Annotated in this window: 18 protein-coding genes; 14 read left to right on the plus strand and 4 right to left on the minus strand. The window is 55.8% G+C overall.

Annotated features, from left to right (window positions below; all coding sequences use genetic code 11):
- From napA to napE, 3 genes are read right to left on the minus strand one after another with little or no spacing between them, the layout of a single operon-like run.
- On the minus strand, positions 1–2496 hold the full coding sequence (gene napA, locus QEP11_RS10680; protein WP_284336633.1) for a periplasmic nitrate reductase subunit alpha: 2496 nt from the start codon (positions 2494–2496) through the stop codon (positions 1–3).
- Positions 2489–2764, minus strand: a complete 276-nt coding sequence (locus QEP11_RS10685; protein WP_284336634.1) for a chaperone NapD — start codon at positions 2762–2764, stop codon at positions 2489–2491. The genes napA and QEP11_RS10685 overlap by 8 nt, the downstream gene beginning before the upstream one ends.
- A 12-nt stretch (positions 2765–2776) precedes the next feature.
- A complete protein-coding gene (gene napE / locus QEP11_RS10690; RefSeq protein ID WP_284336635.1) occupies positions 2777–2935 on the minus strand; it encodes a periplasmic nitrate reductase, NapE protein in 159 nt (52 codons plus the stop codon).
- A 365-nt stretch (positions 2936–3300) separates the two neighbouring features.
- On the opposite strand from napE, the gene QEP11_RS10695 reads away from it, so the two are divergent.
- The 7 genes from QEP11_RS10695 to maiA all read left to right on the plus strand — a co-directional run bounded on the left by QEP11_RS10695 (position 3301) and on the right by maiA (position 10063).
- Complete coding sequence (locus tag QEP11_RS10695; RefSeq protein WP_284336636.1) at positions 3301–4530, plus strand: NnrS family protein; 1230 nt, start codon at positions 3301–3303, stop codon at positions 4528–4530.
- Positions 4531–4546: 16 nt separating this feature from the next.
- Positions 4547–5002 carry an RrF2 family transcriptional regulator gene (locus tag QEP11_RS10700; RefSeq protein WP_284336637.1) on the plus strand — a complete coding sequence of 152 codons (456 nt, stop codon included), beginning with the start codon at positions 4547–4549 and terminating at the stop codon, positions 5000–5002.
- Positions 5003–5485: 483 nt separating this feature from the next.
- Complete coding sequence (locus tag QEP11_RS10705; protein WP_284336638.1) at positions 5486–7183, plus strand: FAD-dependent monooxygenase; 1698 nt, start codon at positions 5486–5488, stop codon at positions 7181–7183.
- Between the two features lie 20 nt (positions 7184–7203).
- Complete coding sequence (locus QEP11_RS10710) at positions 7204–7398, plus strand: DUF2783 domain-containing protein (protein WP_284336639.1); 195 nt, start codon at positions 7204–7206, stop codon at positions 7396–7398.
- A gap of 36 nt (positions 7399–7434) precedes the next feature.
- Positions 7435–7974 (plus strand): VOC family protein, encoded by a 540-nt coding sequence (locus tag QEP11_RS10715; RefSeq protein ID WP_284336640.1) that lies wholly within the window; start codon positions 7435–7437, stop codon positions 7972–7974.
- A 93-nt stretch (positions 7975–8067) separates the two neighbouring features.
- Positions 8068–9396, plus strand: coding sequence for a fumarylacetoacetase (gene fahA, locus QEP11_RS10720; RefSeq protein ID WP_284336641.1), 1329 nt, complete (start codon positions 8068–8070; stop codon positions 9394–9396).
- 16 nt (positions 9397–9412) lie between these two features.
- Positions 9413–10063, plus strand: a complete 651-nt coding sequence (maiA, locus tag QEP11_RS10725; RefSeq protein WP_284336642.1) for a maleylacetoacetate isomerase — start codon at positions 9413–9415, stop codon at positions 10061–10063.
- Positions 10064–10134: 71 nt separating this feature from the next.
- On the opposite strand, the gene hppD is transcribed toward maiA, so the two are convergent.
- Positions 10135–11217: a 4-hydroxyphenylpyruvate dioxygenase gene (gene hppD, locus QEP11_RS10730; RefSeq protein WP_284336643.1), complete on the minus strand. Its 1083-nt coding sequence runs from the start codon at positions 11215–11217 to the stop codon at positions 10135–10137.
- 235 nt (positions 11218–11452) lie between these two features.
- Here hppD and QEP11_RS10735 point away from each other — a divergent pair, with 235 nt between their 5' ends.
- The 7 genes from QEP11_RS10735 to QEP11_RS10765 all read left to right on the plus strand — a co-directional run bounded on the left by QEP11_RS10735 (position 11453) and on the right by QEP11_RS10765 (position 17472).
- Positions 11453–11932, plus strand: coding sequence for an Lrp/AsnC family transcriptional regulator (locus tag QEP11_RS10735; RefSeq protein ID WP_284336644.1), 480 nt, complete (start codon positions 11453–11455; stop codon positions 11930–11932).
- A 245-nt stretch (positions 11933–12177) separates the two neighbouring features.
- On the plus strand, positions 12178–13143 hold the full coding sequence (locus QEP11_RS10740) for a Bug family tripartite tricarboxylate transporter substrate binding protein (RefSeq protein WP_284336645.1): 966 nt from the start codon (positions 12178–12180) through the stop codon (positions 13141–13143).
- Between the two features lie 109 nt (positions 13144–13252).
- The gene (locus tag QEP11_RS10745) at positions 13253–13726 is read left to right on the plus strand and encodes a MarR family winged helix-turn-helix transcriptional regulator (protein WP_284336646.1); all 474 of its coding nucleotides are present in this window, start codon (positions 13253–13255) and stop codon (positions 13724–13726) included.
- A gap of 604 nt (positions 13727–14330) precedes the next feature.
- Positions 14331–15638, plus strand: coding sequence for a Y-family DNA polymerase (locus QEP11_RS10750; protein WP_284336647.1), 1308 nt, complete (start codon positions 14331–14333; stop codon positions 15636–15638).
- A 14-nt stretch (positions 15639–15652) separates the two neighbouring features.
- Complete coding sequence (locus tag QEP11_RS10755; RefSeq protein ID WP_284336648.1) at positions 15653–16102, plus strand: LexA family protein; 450 nt, start codon at positions 15653–15655, stop codon at positions 16100–16102.
- A gap of 288 nt (positions 16103–16390) precedes the next feature.
- Positions 16391–16753 carry a CidA/LrgA family protein gene (locus QEP11_RS10760; protein ID WP_284336649.1) on the plus strand — a complete coding sequence of 121 codons (363 nt, stop codon included), beginning with the start codon at positions 16391–16393 and terminating at the stop codon, positions 16751–16753.
- A complete protein-coding gene (locus QEP11_RS10765) occupies positions 16750–17472 on the plus strand; it encodes an LrgB family protein (protein ID WP_284336650.1) in 723 nt (240 codons plus the stop codon). Before QEP11_RS10760 ends, QEP11_RS10765 begins: the two co-directional genes overlap by 4 nt.
- Positions 17473–17498: the final 26 nt, after the last annotated feature.

A 17498-nucleotide genomic window follows, 5' to 3' on the forward strand; every position in this document is an offset into this window, starting at 1 on the left:
TTAGACCTTGGTGAGCTTTACTGCACACTTTTTAAAATCGGTCTGCAGCGAAATAGGATCGGTAGCGTCCAGTGTGACCTTGTTGATCAACTGGCTGGCGTCGAACCATGGCACATACACCAGACCACGTGGAGGCTTGTTGCGGCCACGGGTTTCCACACGTGAGCGAATCGAGCCTCGACGCGATGCAATCTCCACTTCGCTGCCGCGACGCAGCCCCAGCTCCTTGGCGTCATCAGGGTGCATGTAACACAGCGCATTAGGGACCGCGCGATGCAGCTCAGGGACACGGCGGGTCATCGAACCCGAGTGCCAATGCTCCAGCACGCGACCTGTGGAGAGCCAGAATGGGAACTCCTTGTCTGGCGCCTCTGCTGGTGGCTCATAAGGCAGCCCGAAAATGATCGCCTTGCCGTCCTTGTGCCCATAGAAGTCAAAACCGCTACCTGGCTTCACGTAGGGGTCAGCACCTTCGCGATAGCGCCACTTCGTCTCTTTGCCATTGACCACCGGCCAGCGCAAGCCTCGGACCTGATGGTAGGTATCAAACGGCGCCAGGTCATGACCATGGCCACGGCCAAACGCAGCGTATTCCTCAAACAGGCCTTTTTGCGGATAGAAGCCGAACAGCTCTGCCTCATGATTGTTGTAACCTGCCTCAATGTCGCTGACCGGGAACTTGTCCACCTGACCATTGCGATACAGCACATCAAACAGAGTCTTGCCACGCAAGTGCGGCGCCTTGTCCAGCAGCTCCTGTGGCCAGACCTCTTCAATCTTGAAGCGCTTGGAAAACTCCATCAACTGCCACAGGTCCGAGCGCGCTTCTCCGGGTGCTTTGACGAGTTGGTGCCAGAAGTGCGTGCGACGCTCTGCATTGCCATAGGCACCTTCCTTTTCCACCCACATCGCAGTAGGCAAAATCAGGTCGGCAGATACAGCCGTCACTGTGGGGTAAGCATCTGAGACGACGATGAAGTTGTCGGGATTACGGTAGCCCGGATACCCTTCTTCCACCAGGTTCGCCGCAGCCTGCATATTGTTGGTGACCTGCACCCAGTAAGCATTGAGCTTGCCATCCTTGAGCATGCGGTGCTGCTGCACGGCGTGGTAACCGGGCTTGCCCGGGATGGTGCCCTCAGGCAGCTTCCAGATCTTCTCTGCAATCTTGCGGTGCTCAGGGTTGGCCACCAGCATGTCTGCGGGCAGACGGTGCGAGAAGGTACCCACTTCACGTGCTGTACCGCAGGCTGAAGGCTGACCAGTCAGCGAGAAGGGGCTGTTGCCGGGCGTTGCGATCTTTCCGGTCAACAAGTGGATGTTGTAGACCAGATTGTTGGCCCAGACACCGCGCGTGTGCTGGTTGAAACCCATGGTCCAGAACGACACCACCTTGCGCTTAGGGTCGGCATACAGCTCTGCCAGCTCCAGCAAACGGTTGGCTGGCACACCCGTCAGCTTGGCCGTGTAGTCCAGGGTGTAGGTTGACACGAACTTGGCGTACTCTTCGAACGTCATGCTCTGCGCGCCGCCGGGATCACCAGCATTCTTGGCTGATTTTTGCAGGGGGTGCTCGGGGCGCAATCCGTAACCGATGTCGGTATTGCCCAGCTTGAAGTTGCAGTGCTTGGACACGAAGTCCTGATTCACCTTCCCCGTCGTGATGATGTGGTTGGCGATGTAGTTCAGAATCGCCAGGTCTGTCTGCGGCTTGAAAGTCAGCTCGATGTCTGCCAGTTCATAGGAGCGATGCTCGAAGGTCGAGAGCACTGCCACCTTGACGTTCGGCGCACTCAGGCGACGGTCCGTCACCCGGGTCCACAACACCGGGTGCATCTCTGCCATGTTCGAGCCCCACAGAACAAACGTGTCTGTTGCCTCAATATCGTCATAACAACCCATGGGCTCGTCCATGCCGAAGGTACGCATGAAGCCCATCACAGCAGAGGCCATGCAGTGACGTGCGTTGGGGTCAATGTTGTTGGTACGAAATCCTGCCTTGAACAGCTTGGAGGCAGCGTAGCCTTCCCACACCGTCCACTGGCCCGAGCCAAACATGCCAACACCCGAAGGACCTTTTTCCTTGAGTGCCTTCTTGAACTGTTCGGCCATCACGTCAAAAGCGGTATCCCAGGAGACATGCTGAAATTCACCGTCCTTGGCGTATTTGCCATTCTTCATGCGCAGCAATGGCTGGGTCAAGCGATCCTCGCCATACATGATCTTCGACAAGAAGTAGCCTTTGACGCAGTTCAGACCACGGTTTACCTCGGCTTGCGGGTCACCTTGCGTTGCTACAACCTGGTTGTCCTTGACGGCCACCATCACACCACACCCTGTCCCGCAAAATCGGCAGGGTGCTTTGGACCACTTCATGGGAGCGCTGCCATTCGCAGCTGCTGCTTCTTGGGAGATGGCATTAATCGGAATGCCTGCAACTGCGCCAGCGGCAGCAGCAGCAGATTGGCGAACGAAATCGCGTCGGGTGCTAGTCATGTGTGACTCCCTTGATAAGTGATTGCCGGGGTTCTGTGTGTTGGTAGACCAATGAGACGTTAAGCACGCCCTCGATCTGTCGAATGTCCGCCACCTGATCCATGATGTTGGCTGCGGTAGGTCCCTCTAGAGTGACCACCAACTTGCCATCAGGGTGCGTCCCGTGTACTTGCATGTCATGCATTGCCTGCAGTGCTTTTTCCACCAGCTCCAACGCTTCTGGTCTGACATGCACTACCAGACTGGCTATATGCAGTTCATCGTTCATGAGATCCCTGCTTTAAGCGTGTGGAGGGCCGGCAAACATCTGATAGAACCAGACGATGAAGCCATAAGCAGCAATGATCACTCCCGCCAGCACAGGAGCCATGACGATGGTGAGGAATGCAAAGCTTCGAACCTCTTCTTTGCGCGTGGAAGTATTTTTTTTATCAGACATGGGCCACCTTTCTGGAGGACTGCGCGCTGTGTGAAGCACCAAGAACCCATCCAACCATCCTGCTCAATCACACAGCTACCGTGGGTATTGACTGCACTCTATTTGCCTTCCGCTCAACCCGAATTGATGAATATCAAATCGATATTTGAATTTCATATTTCTTTACTTAAAAAAATAGAAAAGCAAGTGAGCAGTATCAATTAATTCTCCACGAATTTATAAGCAATGTTTCTTGATGCATTGCCTCACAGCTCCAAGACTGAATAGTTATTTGATTCACGTCAAATAAATCACCATACCCCCTGTTATTTACTCGGGAAATATGTATTCTTGAGGAATATTTTGAAATTCCTGAAGCTTCCGCAATGAAAAGCCTTCTGAAAATTGAAGAGCCATCCCTGAAACATGCTTCTTCCAATGCATCCTGGCGTGACTTTCTAGAACTGGGGTTTCGCCCGCTTTACCTAGGTGGCGCGATCTGGGCCATTGTGGGCGTCGGTTTTTGGGTGTTTGCCCCTCATTGGCTGCAAGGCATACTTTCGGGCGTGTTCTGGCATGCGCATGAAATGCTCTGGGGCTTTGTCGCCGCCATTGCCGTGGGCTTTTTACTCACCGCCACCAATAACTGGACAGGTATCAACCCCTTGCACGGCAAAGCACTGGGCGCTCTGGCCTGCCTGTGGCTTATCGCCCGCATCGGTTATCTCTTACCCCACCCACTCGCATTTGGTATGGCCTGCGCAGCAGAAAGCCTCTTTTTTTGCGCGGCAACATATGCAGTGGCACGCTGCCTTTGGCGTGCACAAAGCCAGCACAACTATGCGCTACCAGCTTTGGTACTAGGCATGGGGCTGGCCAATGCAGCATTTCTTTATGCCTGCTGGATGCAATGGGATTACAGCACTCTGATGCACCACTTGTTTGCAGGCATGTTGTGCATGCTCACCCTCACCCTCATCGTGGCACGACGCGTGATTCCCTTTTTTGCAAGCCGTGCAGTGAGTGGCCTCGAGCTCAACAGGCATACACGCAGCGGTCAATGGCAAGCAGGCTGTGCAGCACTCGCCATCGCCAGCTGGCTTTTTGACTTCAATACCGTTTCTGCCCTGCTGTTCACTGCTGCATCCTTGATCACGCTATGGCATCTTGTGAGCTGGAAACCCTGGGCTGTCCTCGGCACGCCACTGCTTTGGATTCTTTACCTTGGCTATTTGGGACTCGGCTTGGGACTGGCTGCTGCTGCAGCCTACACCTTGGACTGGAGCAGCAGACTGTCTTGGCCTGTGCACCTGATTGCCATGGCAGGCTTTGCTGCATTGATTCTTGGAATGATCACTCGCACGGCACTGGGCCATACCGGACGTCTGCTGCGCGCAGACAAAGCCATGGTGACAGCATTTGCACTTCTTCTGATCGCGATCATCTTGCGCGTATGCGCACTCAGCACAAACACCGCTACCATGGCCTGGCTGCATGCCAGCGCCACTTGCTGGATGCTTGCATTTGCCATTTATCTGGTGCGCTTCATCCCCATGATGACCCGTCCTCGTGTGGACAAACGCCCCGGCAAGCCGATCAACCTCTCACGTTCTTAAGCCACCCTACATTGTCATGCGCCTCACCGCTCTCACCGACTACGCTTTGCGGGTTCTGATTTACGCAGGCTCCAACACAGAGCGACTGTGCACCATCGGTGAGATTGCCAAGGCTTTTGACATCTCGCAAGCGCACTTGATGAAGGTTTCACAGTTGCTGGCACAGCAAGGCTGGATCACCACCGTTCGAGGAAAGAATGGTGGTCTCCATCTGGGCAAGGCACCGGAACTCATCAACCTCGGCGCCGTGGTCCGCAGCATTGAGCCAGACTTCGCATTGGTGGAATGCCTGGGCAAGAACAGTCAGTGCAAGCTGACTGGCAATTGCTCCCTGACCTGGATCCTCAACGGCGCATTGAAAGCATTTTGGCAGCACCTGGACTGCTACACCCTCGCGGATGTGCTTGGTGTCCACCCCAACGACCAAGACAGTGCTCCGCACTTCACCGTCAAATCTCTGCCTAGCGTCTAAAAACTGCTCTTGAGCCCAAACTTGTGCGTGGTGGATCGCAACCTGCCAAGCCCTTCGCCGCAAGCAAGTTCTATTGCAGTCGCAGTCGATGGTGCGGGAAAGATCTTTTCATGAAATGCTGGCATGAGACGTTATTGCATTACAAACTGGCTGCTGTGGCGCAACAGGAACGAGCAGTGGGATTGCCATTTGAGCGTCAAAAATGCTCCAAAAAACTTATCGCGTCCGTATCCATACTCAACCTCCATGGCGCGCCCGTTCAGACTCTTTCAACCTCTACTCTCGATCTCAGAATTCAGCACAGATTGGTTTTTCCTAAAGCTTCTAAAGGCAGTGGACCAGCTTGCCACCGGTCCAACAAAGCCTGTGAGATAAATTTTTTACTTCCACGAGGGTAAGCACCGATTCGAATAAATAGTTGCTCATGCAACTATTTACGCATTGCTAGACATTTATCAATGCATTCGTTCGCCGCTTACCACCATGCACTCCCCCACAGCCATACCGCGCAAATCGATCTACTACAACTACCAGGTTTTCAAGCCTTGGCTGCCCGGTGAGCACGGCCCTCAATCACGCAAGCAGGTTGTCATTGTTGGCAGCGGCCCGGCGGGCATGGTCACGGCGCTGGAGCTGTCGCGCCAGGGTGTGCGCAGCGTAGTGCTCGAGTCAGAGTTACAGGTGTCAGAGGGCAGCCGCGCCATCGTATTCACCCGTCGCAGCATGGAAATCCTGCAACAGGTCGGAGTGGCAGATCGCATGCTCAAGTCCGGGCTGAGCTGGCAATTCGGCAACTCTTTCTACCGAGGCCAGCGTGTATTCCGCATGGAGGCACCGCATGATCCTGATGATCGCTTCCCCCCCATGCTGAATATCCAGCAGCAATACATGGAGCAGTACTTGTTGGAAGCGTGCGAGGCCTCGCCGCTGATCGATTTCCGCTGGGGCAACAAGGTATTGAGCACCTCGCAAGAAAACGACACCGTCACGGTGGAAGTGGACACCCCTGAAGGTGCTTACGCCCTGCAAACAGACTGGCTGATTGCAGCTGATGGTGGGCGCTCTGGCATCAGGCAGTCCATGGGCTTGAAGATGCAAGGCTCCTCGTACGAAGGCTTCTTCGTCATTGCTGACATCAAAGTGGACCTACCCTTGCCTACTGAGCGTTTGGCATTCTTCGATCCAGAATGGAACCCTGGCAACACCATCCTGATGCACCGCGAGCCACACGGCATCTGGCGTCTGGACTACCAGTTGCCGCCGGGTGAGACGCCTGAACAGGCGCTGGAACCAGCCTCTTTGAAAGCGCGGATTGATGCACAACTAGCGATGATTGGCTACCCAGGCATTGCATGGGAGATGGACTGGTCCTCTGTCTACTCTGCTCGCACCCTGACCCTGCCCCAGTACCGCTATGGTCGCACGCTCTTTACGGGCGATGCAGCCCACCTGCTGCCCATCTTTGGCGTGCGCGGCGCAAATACCGCTTTCCAGGACGCGCAATCGCTGGCCTGGCATCTGGCCATGGTGGTGCACGGCAAGGCCCAAGTCAGGCTGCTTGACAATTACAGCCGCGAACGGGTGGGCGCGGCGCGTGAAATCATTGATGAAGCCGGCAAGAGCACCCGCTTCATGACTCCGCAGACCAAAGGCTTCCGGCTCATGCGTGATGCCGTGCTGTCACTGTCCCTCAGTCAGGATTTCGTGCGCCCCCTCTATCACTGGCGCACCTCGCGACCGCATGTCTATGCGGATTCGCAACTCAACAGTCCTCATGACGACAACATGCTGTTCAGCGGTGGTCTGGAAAACGGCGCTCCTGCGCAAAATATTCGGCTCGGCTGCGAAGAGTTTCTGTTGGACCATATTGGCGGTTGCTTCGATCTTTTGTACTTCACGCAGCGTGATGCCCTGCCAGAAGCGATGGTGCAGACGCTGGCGCAGCTTCAAGAGCACGGCTGGCCGGTGCGCGTCACTGCGATTCGCCGCAGCGGCAACGCCGCAGTGGCGGGTGCATCCCAGACCTTAATCGACCCGGAAGGCCGCATGCACCAGCGTTATGGCGCCATCAATGAAGGCTGCGCCTATTTGCTGCGCCCCGACCAGCATGTCTGCGCGCGCTGGCGGCAACTGGATGCGTTGCGCCTGCAATCCACTTTTGACCATTTACAAAAATGCTAGACCGCTTAGGAGCAGATCCGATGACCCGCAACCCACAAGCACCGGACATAGCGACGGTCGAAGCCATGTATGACACATTGGCGCAAGCCATTGATCAGGCTGGCCCCGAGAAAACCGAGCTTTTCCTGCTCAAGCTGGCTTTTGTGCAAGCCCATGCCATCGGCCATGTGGCCCCCCTGGAGCAGCATATTGCCAATGCACTCAAGGACCTGTAAATCTATGAACATCAGCCCGATATCAAGGAGACAAGCATGCTGATTCAAAAAATCCACCATGTCGCCTACCGCTGCAAAGACGCCAAAGAGACCGTCGAGTGGTACACCCAGCACCTGGACATGAAGTTCGTGCTGGCCATTGCCGAAAACGAAGTGCCTTCCACCAAAGCGCCTGATCCCTATATGCACATCTTCCTGGATGCAGGCAACGAGAACATCCTCGCATTCTTTGAGCTGCCCACACAGCCCGAAATGGGCCGCGACACCAATACCCCGGCCTGGGTGCAGCACCTGGCTTTGCGTGTGGAATCGATGGACGTGCTGGTAGCCACCAAAGAACGTCTGCAGGCGGCAGGCATTTCCGTCATCGGCCCTGTGAATCACACCCTGTTTCACTCCATTTACTTCTTTGATCCCAATGGTCACCGTATTGAGCTGGCCGCCGAAGTGGGCACTCCAGAGATGTACCAAAAGCTCGATGAAGTGAAATGGGCCATGCTCGAGGAGTGGAGCCAGACCAAGCGTGCACCGCGGCACGCTGCCTGGATGCATGACGGCAGCCTGAGCAAGCAGTAAGACTGCCCCAGCACTTGTTGATTTGACCCGCAGTGCGCGCCGTCACGGCCACTGCGGCTTGTGTTTTTATGCCCCGTGTTTGAAGTGCCAACGATGACCACACTCCTGAACGAAACCTATGACCCCGAACTGCGTAGCTGGGTAGCCTGCGCCAACCAGGCCGGTTGCGACTTCCCCATACAAAACCTGCCCTTTGCCAGCTTCAGGCGCAAGGGTAGCAACGAGACCATGCGCGTGGGCGTTGCCATTGGCAGCCAGGTGCTGGACCTGACAGCAGCAGCCCGCACTGGCGTCTTTGCAGGAGATGCCACACAGGCCCTGCAAGCGGCCTGCCAGCCCACGCTCAACGCCCTCATGGCGCTGGGCAAAACCCACTGGAGCGCCCTGCGCCTGGCCCTGTCGCGTGCCTTGCGCGAGGGGGCGGCTGAGCAGTCTGCCTTGCAGGCTTGCCTGGTGGCGCAGGCCGAGGTTGAATACGGCCTGCCAGCGCAGATCGGTGACTACACCGACTTCTACACCTCGATCTACCATGCCACCAACATCGGCCGCCTCTTTCGCCCAGACAATCCATTGATGCCCAACTACCATTGGGTGCCGATTGGCTACCATGGCCGCGCTTCCAGCATTGCGGTCTCAGGGCAGGCGTTTGCGCGCCCCTGCGGACAGATCAAGGCGCCTGATGCAGATGCCCCCGTGCTGGCACCCAGCAAGCGGCTGGACATCGAGCTGGAGCTGGGCGTGTTCATCGGTCAGGGCAATGAGCTGGGCAGTCCTGTCTCTATTGACCAGGCCGAAGATCATGTCTTCGGCATCTGCCTGCTCAACGACTGGTCGGCCCGCGACATCCAGGCCTGGGAGTATCAGCCCCTGGGCCCGTTCCTGGCCAAGAACTTTGCGTCCACCATTTCTCCCTGGGTGGTTACGCTGGAAGCATTGGCGCCCTACCGCGCCGCCCTGCAGCGCCCAGCAGAAAATCCGCAGCCCCTGCCCTATCTGGACAGCGAGGCCAACCGCAACCAGGGCGCCCTCGACATCCAGCTGGAGGTAGGCCTGCAAACCCGGCAGATGCGCGAGCAGGATCCGAAGTCTGAAACACGCCTGTGCCTGACCAGCTACCGCCATGCCTACTGGACCATGGCGCAAATGGTCACGCACCACACGGTCAATGGCTGCAACCTCCAGCCTGGTGACCTGCTGGGCAGCGGCACCTTGTCCGGCCCCACCCTTGATCAGGCTGGTGCCTTGATTGAGCTGACCAGTGGCGGCAAGCACCCCATCCAATTACCCAATGGCGAAAAGCGCACCTTCCTTGAAGACGGTGATGCCATCGTGCTGCGCGGCTGGTGTGAAAAACAAGGCTTTGCACGCATCGGCTTTGGCGAATGCCGGGGCACCGTGCTGCCTGCCAAGCAGCCCGTTTGAGCGCGAGAGGCAGTGAATGAAGCATTACAACTACTTTCGCAGTGGAACCTCGCACCGCCTTCGCATTGCGCTCAACCTCAAAGGGGTGGCAGCCGAATACATTCCTGTGGACCTACTGGCCGAAGACCACCTGCAAGCAGAGTTCACCGCCATCAATCCACAGGGTCTGGTGCCTGCCCTGGTCCTGGACAGCGGCGAAGTGCTGACGCAGTCACCAGCCATCATCGAATGGCTGGAAGAGCGCTATCCAGACCCGCCCCTGCTGCCCTCTGATCCCCATGCCCGCGCCCAGGTGCGTGCGCTGGCGGCGCTGGTGGCTTGCGACATCCACCCCGTCAACAACCGCCGCATCCTGCAGTATCTGCGCCAGCAATTCGGTGCCGATGAGGCGGCTGTCAATGCATGGTGTGGTCACTGGATCACCGCTGGCTTTGATGCCTACGAGGCCTTGCTGGCGCAACAGCCCCACCGCGGCGCCTTCAGCTGGGGCAACGCCCCAACAGTCGCTGATGTCTATCTGATTCCCCAGGTGGAAAGCGCCCGCCGCTTCAAGGTAGACCTATCACGCTGGCCGCTTATTTCAGCCATTGATGCCCACTGCGCAACACTGGAGGCTTTTGCCAAGGCATCACCATGGCGGCAGCCGGATGCACCTGCTCCCAAATAGCAACGACCACTCCAAAGAAAAGGGCTGCACTGCTGCAGCCCTTTTCTATTGCTAGGCTTTATGCATTTTCCTTATTCACTATCAACTGCCAGTGCGCCACGGCGAATCTGGTCACGCTCCAGCGATTCGAACAAGGCCTTGAAATTGCCCTCCCCAAAACCTTCATCGTTTTTGCGCTGGATGAACTCAAAAAACACCGGCCCCAGCATGGGCTGCGAGAAAATTTGCAGCAGCAAGCGCTTTTCTCCGTTCGCAGTCGATCCATCCATCAAAATCCCACGCGCTTGCAGCTCGGGCACCGGCTCATTGTGACCAGGCAAGCGCTCTTGCAGCATTTCGTAATAAATGTCGTTGGGTGCAGTCATCAAAGGCACGCCCGCCATTTGCAAGGCGTCTACGCTGGCGATCAAGTCATCAGTCAGCAAGGCAATGTGCTGGATACCCTCGCCATTGAACTGCATCAGAAACTCTTCAATCTGCCCGCCGTTCTTGCCCGACTCTTCATTGAGCGGAATGCGGATCAGCCCATCAGGCGCCGTCATGGCCTTTGATGTCAGTCCGGTGTATTCACCCTTGATGTCAAAGTAACGAATCTCGCGGAAGTTGAACAATGACTCATAAAATTCCGCCCAAAACGCCATACGCCCCTTGTAAACATTGTGCGTAAGGTGGTCAATCAGCTTAAAACCATGTCCTGCGGGGTGACGGCCAACGCCTTCGATGAACTCAAAGTCGATGTCGTAAATACTCTTTCCATCTTCAAAACGGTCAATCAGGTACAGCGGTGCACCACCAATACCTTTGATAGCAGGCAGGCGCAGCTCCATGGGGCCTGTCGGAATCTCGATGGGTTGTGCACCCAGCTCCAGCGCACGCTGGTAAGCGTAGTGGGCATCTTTGACTCGGAAGGCCAGCCCACATGCGCTAGGCCCATGCTCTGCAGCGAAGTAGCTGGCGATACTTTTGGGCTCGCGATTCACGATGAAGTTGATATCGCCCTGGCGATAGAGCACAACATTTTTGGAGCGATGCTTGGCCACCAGGGTAAAGCCCATTCGTTCAAACCAGGGCTCCAGAACATTGGCTTGCGGGGAAGCAAACTCTACAAATTCAAAGCCGCACAGTCCCATGGGGTTGTCATGCAAACCGGTCATTTTTGTCTCCTTGTTTCGAACACCACTGACTGGCAAGACTTCACTCATTTGGCGCAAAAATATTTCATCCTTTTGAATTACCAAACAGCCGTCAAAAAGAGCTTGTCAGTGATCAAATTCAGAGGAAAATTCTAAAAACTCAGGGATACAAAGAGCTTTTATTTGAAGCCCTCGTTTCCCCTTAAAGAAGAGATAAAAATCACAAAAAACCCAATTTAGAGAGACAAGATTTCATATGACTGAGACAACAAGCACACTTGACCGTATCGACCTGAAAATTCTGGACCATCTCCAGGCGCATGCGCGTGCTACCAACATTGAGCTGGCACAAGCTGTGCAACTTTCCCCTGCGCAATGCCATCGTCGCCACAAACGTCTGGAAGCGTTGGGTTTGATTCGCGCCTATGAAACCCGGCTCGAAGCTGCAGCGCTGGGCTGGTCGGTGACAGCCTTTATCCATGTATCCATGGAGCGAAGTCATGTGCGTGAATTGGAGCAATTTTTGGTGCATGTACGCCAATTGCCCGAAGTGCTGGAGTGCTACTCCGTCACCGGTGACTTCGACTATGTGCTCAAAGTCACTGCACGCGATCTGCCTTCGCTGTCACGTTTCTTGACGGGCACGCTGATGCGCTTGCCTGGCGTTGCCGCTGTGCGATCAAGTGTGTGCATGGATGAAATCAAATGCACCAGCGCAGTGCCTTTATCCGCCTGAAGACAAACTGCCTGATCCCTAAGGCCATAAGGTGCCATTGATTGGATTTAATAGCCAGAAGTTCGGCTATACCATTTACTTTCATTTTTCCACTCCAAAAATCAACGAACCAATAAAAAACTGGGGAAACCTCTTGGTTGCGCACGCAACCTTCTTCACTAAAGTCGACGTGTTGCCACCATCAGACAACATTTTTAGATCCATAAAAAACGAGTGCCTTGAGGTGCTCCACGGAGACTTTCCCCATGTCTTTCACCAGACGCAGCCTTGTCATTTCCTCCATGCTCTTGCCGTTCACGGCATGGGCTGACACTTACCCCAGCAAGCCTATTGAATGGGTTGTCCCTTACGCCGCAGGAGGGGGCACCGACGTCGTGGCGCGCGTACTGAGCGAGCCCATTGGCAAGGCGCTGGGCCAATCCGTCATCGTCTCTAACAAGCCGGGCGCGGCCACCAACATCGGCGCAGACATCGTTGCGCGCGCACGCGCTGACGGCTACACCATCTTGACGGGCGACACAGGCACCCTGGCCGCCAATCCCTACCTCTATAAAAAGCTCAGCTACAGCGCTGAAAAAGACTTCACTTCAGTCGGCTTGCTGGTGCGCTTTCCCATGCTGCTTGTCACCAACAGCAATCTCCCAGTTAAAAACTATGCAGAATTCGTTAACTGGGCCAAACAGCAAACCCAAGGAGTGTCTTACGGAACGCCAGGGGCAGGCAGCCCCCACCACCTTGCTGTGGAAATGCTGCGTGCAAAAAGCGGGTTGAACTTTGTGCATGTCCCCTACCGCGGTTCAGCACCTGCAGTGCAAGACGTGGTGACAGGACAGCTTCCGTTCATGTTTGTCGACAGCGCTGCTGGTCTGCAGCACGTGCAAGGAGGCAAGATCCGCGCCATTGCAGTGGCAAGCCCTGCTCGCCTGCCCACATTGCCCGATGTGCCTACGCTGGACGAGCAAGGTCTGAAAGGTTTTGAAGCTTATGCGTGGCAAGGCATCGTGGCACCCTCAGCAACCCCCAAAGACCGTATCGCCAAATTGTCAGATGCCCTGCAAGGCGCGCTGAAGAAGCCTGAAATCAAAGCCAAGCTTGAAGGAATGGCGCTGGAGGTTACGCCCAGCACAGCCCAAGAAATGGACGCTTATGCCACTTCAGAGCGAACAAAATGGCGCCAAGTGATTGAAACCAGCCAAATCAAGCTGGACTGATTGCACGCGCAATTACTGCGCTTGTGCATCACACCATAGCCCGGCGAAAATGAGAGCATTTCCAGGCCTGTCCACTGTGGGCAGGCTTTTTATTTGAATAGTAGCGGCCATGTATTCACGCGATCACCAAGAATGGGTCCCTCTAGACCGCACCTATACCCACCGTTTGCATACTCTGATGAAGCTGGCTGACCGCATCACGCAAACCGCGTATGAGCAAGAGTCAGGCATTCCTGCCCATGAGGCGCGTTGTTTGGCTGCGATTGGCAACTTCGCTCCACTCTCGGTCAAAGATTTGGCACGCAGTGCCAATCTGGACAAAGCCCAAGCAAGCCGCGCAGCACAGGCACTGGTAGAGAAAGCGCTGATTCTCAAAGTCAGCAGCCCAACGGACGGCCGCGGTGTGCTCTTGAACCTGACCGCTGAAGGCCAAAAAGTATGGGAGCGCACCATGCGACTTGTCACACGCCGCAACCAGGAAATCACATCCTGCTTGAACGCCAAAGAAGCCCAACAACTCGACACTATCCTGGACAAGCTGGTGGCTCATGCACGCATGAGCAATTCAGCATCAGAGGGCTGATGTGAATTGCCGCTCCTAAATAGCGAGTAGGTATCGAGCTTCCCCCCTCCTCTGGACAAGTACCATCTCTCATTTTTGAGATAGTCACAGGATTGCGCGCGTGGCTTGGCCTCAAAGAGGGTCGAGTTCACCTGCAGGGGGCGGCGCCGCAAGCCTTGATCAATTATCAAGAAGGCCGCGTGAGTTCACCAGGCACCCCAACCAGGCATGCGTATGCTTCTCACGGCATGCCAGGACAGCGTATCGAGCAGCTTGCATTAACGCGTAGCGAAGCTGGTTGCCGTGGGTACAGGGCAAGTGGTCGCATCAGTACCCGAATTGCACAGGCTGCGACAAACAAATTTGCCTGGAAATATGACCCCCGAGAGACCATAGCGTGCCGAGCTATAAGTGCAAAAGGATGGCACAGGCGTCGATACAGCCATGTTGGCAAATACCATGGAACGCCGCTTCAGCAGCCATTCCCTTCTGACGAACTTCCCTAAACACAGCATCCAATACAAATCCAAGTTATCCCATTCCACACTGCTCGCAAGACAGTAGCACAGCTTGGACTAGGGCGAATTTACGATCGCAAACAACTGTACAGATGTACAGTATTGGCATGTTTGCACTGATCGATGGCAACAATTTCTACGTTTCCTGCGAACGCGCTTTCAACCCGCGTTTGCGTGGTCGCGCCGTGGTGGTGCTTTCGAACAACGATGGTTGTGTGATCTCGCGCAGCGAAGAAGCCAAAAGTGCAGGCATCAAAATGGGCCAGCCCTTCTATCAAATCCAAGCAGATTTAGCGACCAAAGATGTGACCGCGCTGTCTGCCAACTTTGCGCTCTATGGAGACATGAGCACACGCATGATGCGTCTGGCTGCGGCGCTGGGACCACAACAAGAGATTTACTCCATTGATGAAAGCTTTATCGGTGGACTCGAAGGCATTGCGCAACTCACACAACGCGCCCTAGCCATTCGTCAGCGTATTGAGCGTTGCCTAAGCATTCCTTGCTGTGTGGGCATTGCTCCCAGCAAGACCCTGGCAAAACTGTGCAATCACTGGGCCAAATCCGCTGAACGCAGGGGACACCACACCCATCCAGCCTATCAGGCACCAGTGTGCAACTGGCAAGAGCTATCGTCCGCGCAGCAACAATGCTTGCTGCGCGAGACACCCGCCAGCGAAGTGTGGGGCATTGGCAAACGCTTGGCACAGCGCCTTGCCGTCTATGGGTGCTTCACGGCTTCGGATTTGATGCAACTACCAGCTCCAAGCGCGCGTCGTATTGCAGGTGTGGTGCTGGAGCGCACGGTTCGCGAACTTCAAGGCATACCCTGCCTGACACTGGAAAACGCCCCCGCCGCCAAGCAGCAAATCGCCTGCACCCGCAGTTTTGGGCATGCCATTGACGACATGCAGCCGCTGCTGGAAGCCGTCAGCACTTATGCCTCGCGGGCTGCAGAAAAATCTCGCCAATCTGGACTGCTGGCTTGCCAAGTGCATGTGTTTGCGTATACCTCACCGTTTCGCAACGAGCGCCCTTGGCATGGCGCGCGCACCATTGCGTTGCCGCAGCCCTGCAATGACAGCTATGCCATTGTTGAAGCCGCCACGCGTGCCGTGCATAGCTTTTACCAGGCTGGCCACAAACTGAGTAAGGCTGGGGTGATCTTGCTGGACCTGGTGCCATGCAGCCAATCGCGCAATGCCGACTTGTTTGAAGATACCGGTCAGATGTCCCGGCATGCGCAGCTCATGCCCACGATTGATGCCATCAATCAGCGCTTTGGCAACAACACGATTCATCTGGCCAGCAACGGCCTTCCTCATCAGGACATCGCAGGCTGGCGTATGAAGCAGGCCCGGCTCAGCCCGCTCTACACCATGAAATATGGGGACTTGCCGATTGCCCAAGCCTGATCACACACCGCTTTATGACTGATTCCCTTCATCTTTCCTGCCCCATCCTGCCAGCGACGACGTCGCTGCAACTGCCCTTCATCGAAGCCAGCGTGCGCTGCGGCTTTCCCAGTCCCGCAGACGATGTGCCGGGGAAACTATTTGATCTGATGGCGCATATTGCGCCACGTCCTGTCTCGACTTTCATCATGCGTGTGCGGGGCGACAGCATGCAAGATGCAGGCATCCGTGATGGTTGCCTGATTACGGTTGACCGCTCTTTATCTGCCAAACATGGAGACATTGTGGTGGCCATCGTGGATGGAGAATTCACAGTCAAGCAGTTGTACCGTCGTGATGGTTGCTGCGAGCTGCACCCTGCCAATGATGCCTATCCACGCATCACCTTTGGCATGGAAAACACATTGGAAGTCTGGGGGGTGGTCACAGCCTGCATCCTGCCGTTTGTCAAACAGACGACTTAAACGCGGCAATCATTTAATGTAAGTACAAACCCTAGCTTCTCCACGAAACCTATGGACAAAGCTGTGGACAACTTTTGTGACAATCAGCATATCCCGTGCTAAGCCCTTGTTTTCACTCAGCAGCCCTTAAGCTGCACACAAAGCAGGCAACATTAGCTCTCGCAGTCACAATACTGCTCCAGCTTTCATGACAGGCGAGGCTTTTAGTCACCTGAGCTACAAATCGGAGATTGCCAAATCTGGCACACCGCCTAGACTGCGCAGCCATTGCTTGGAGGAGTGGTTGTCATGTTGTATGCGCTTGCGGCTTTGTTTGCTTTTCAGTTGGTAGGCGAGGCTTTGGTTCAGTATTTCCAGTTGCCCTTTCCCGGCGCACTGCTCGGGGCCTTGTTATTGCTGCTGGGGCTGCTGATGTATGGCCGCCTGCCTGCTGCGCTGGAAAGCACATCGCAAACCCTGCTGCAGAACATGATGCTGCTGTTCATTCCCACCATCGCGGGTGTCATGCTGCACTTTGAGCGCATCGCCAAAGAATGGCTGCCGTTCCTGGTGGCGGGCATTGCCGGAGCGGCAATCACTTTCGCGGTTACCGCCTGGACCTTCAAATGGATGCTGGCTCGAGAAAAACAGACCAGCAAGGAGGCAGCATGAGCCAATGGGAAACCTTGCTCAGCAATCTGTCTGCCTCCCATCTTCCCTGGCTGGTGCTGACCATGACCGTGTACCTGACCACCATGGCCGTATACAAGCGCTTTCAATGCCACCCCATGCTGATCCCGGTGTTCCCTTCCGTGATCATCGTGGTCTGCGTGCTTTTGGCGACTGACACCTCCTATGCCACCTACAAGCACGGCGTGGAATGGCTCAATCTTTTGATTGGCCCGGCCACGGTGGCTTTGGCCATTCCACTGTACGCACAGCGCACGCGCATTCGTGCACTATGGCGTCCAATCTGCGTCGCCCTGCTCGCGGGCTGCGTGGTGGCCTTGTTCTCTGCCATGGGTATTGCCTGGGCATTGGGCGGCAGCTGGGAAACCATCATTTCCCTGGCCCCAAAATCTGCCACCATTCCCATTGCGCTGCCCATGGCCGAGCGCTTTGGCGGCTTGCCTTCGCTGGCAGCGGTAGCAGTGGCAATCACAGGTATCAGCGGCTGCATGCTGGCCCCTTTTCTGTTGCGCGTGGTGCGCAGCCAGGACCCGGCCGTCGAAGGCTTTGCACAAGGGCTGACCTCACACGCCATCGGCACCGCCCGCGCCATGCAGATCAATCCCACAGCAGGCGCTTTTGCCGCGCTGGCCATGGGGCTCAACGGCGTGCTCACAGCCTTGTTGATGCCTTTGTGCGTAGCCTTGTTTCGGCTGCTCTAGTATGTGCGCGCCCCCAGCCTGACAGT

This window comes from Comamonas halotolerans (assembly GCF_030162935.1).
Taxonomy (GTDB): domain Bacteria; phylum Pseudomonadota; class Gammaproteobacteria; order Burkholderiales; family Burkholderiaceae_C; genus Comamonas; species Comamonas halotolerans.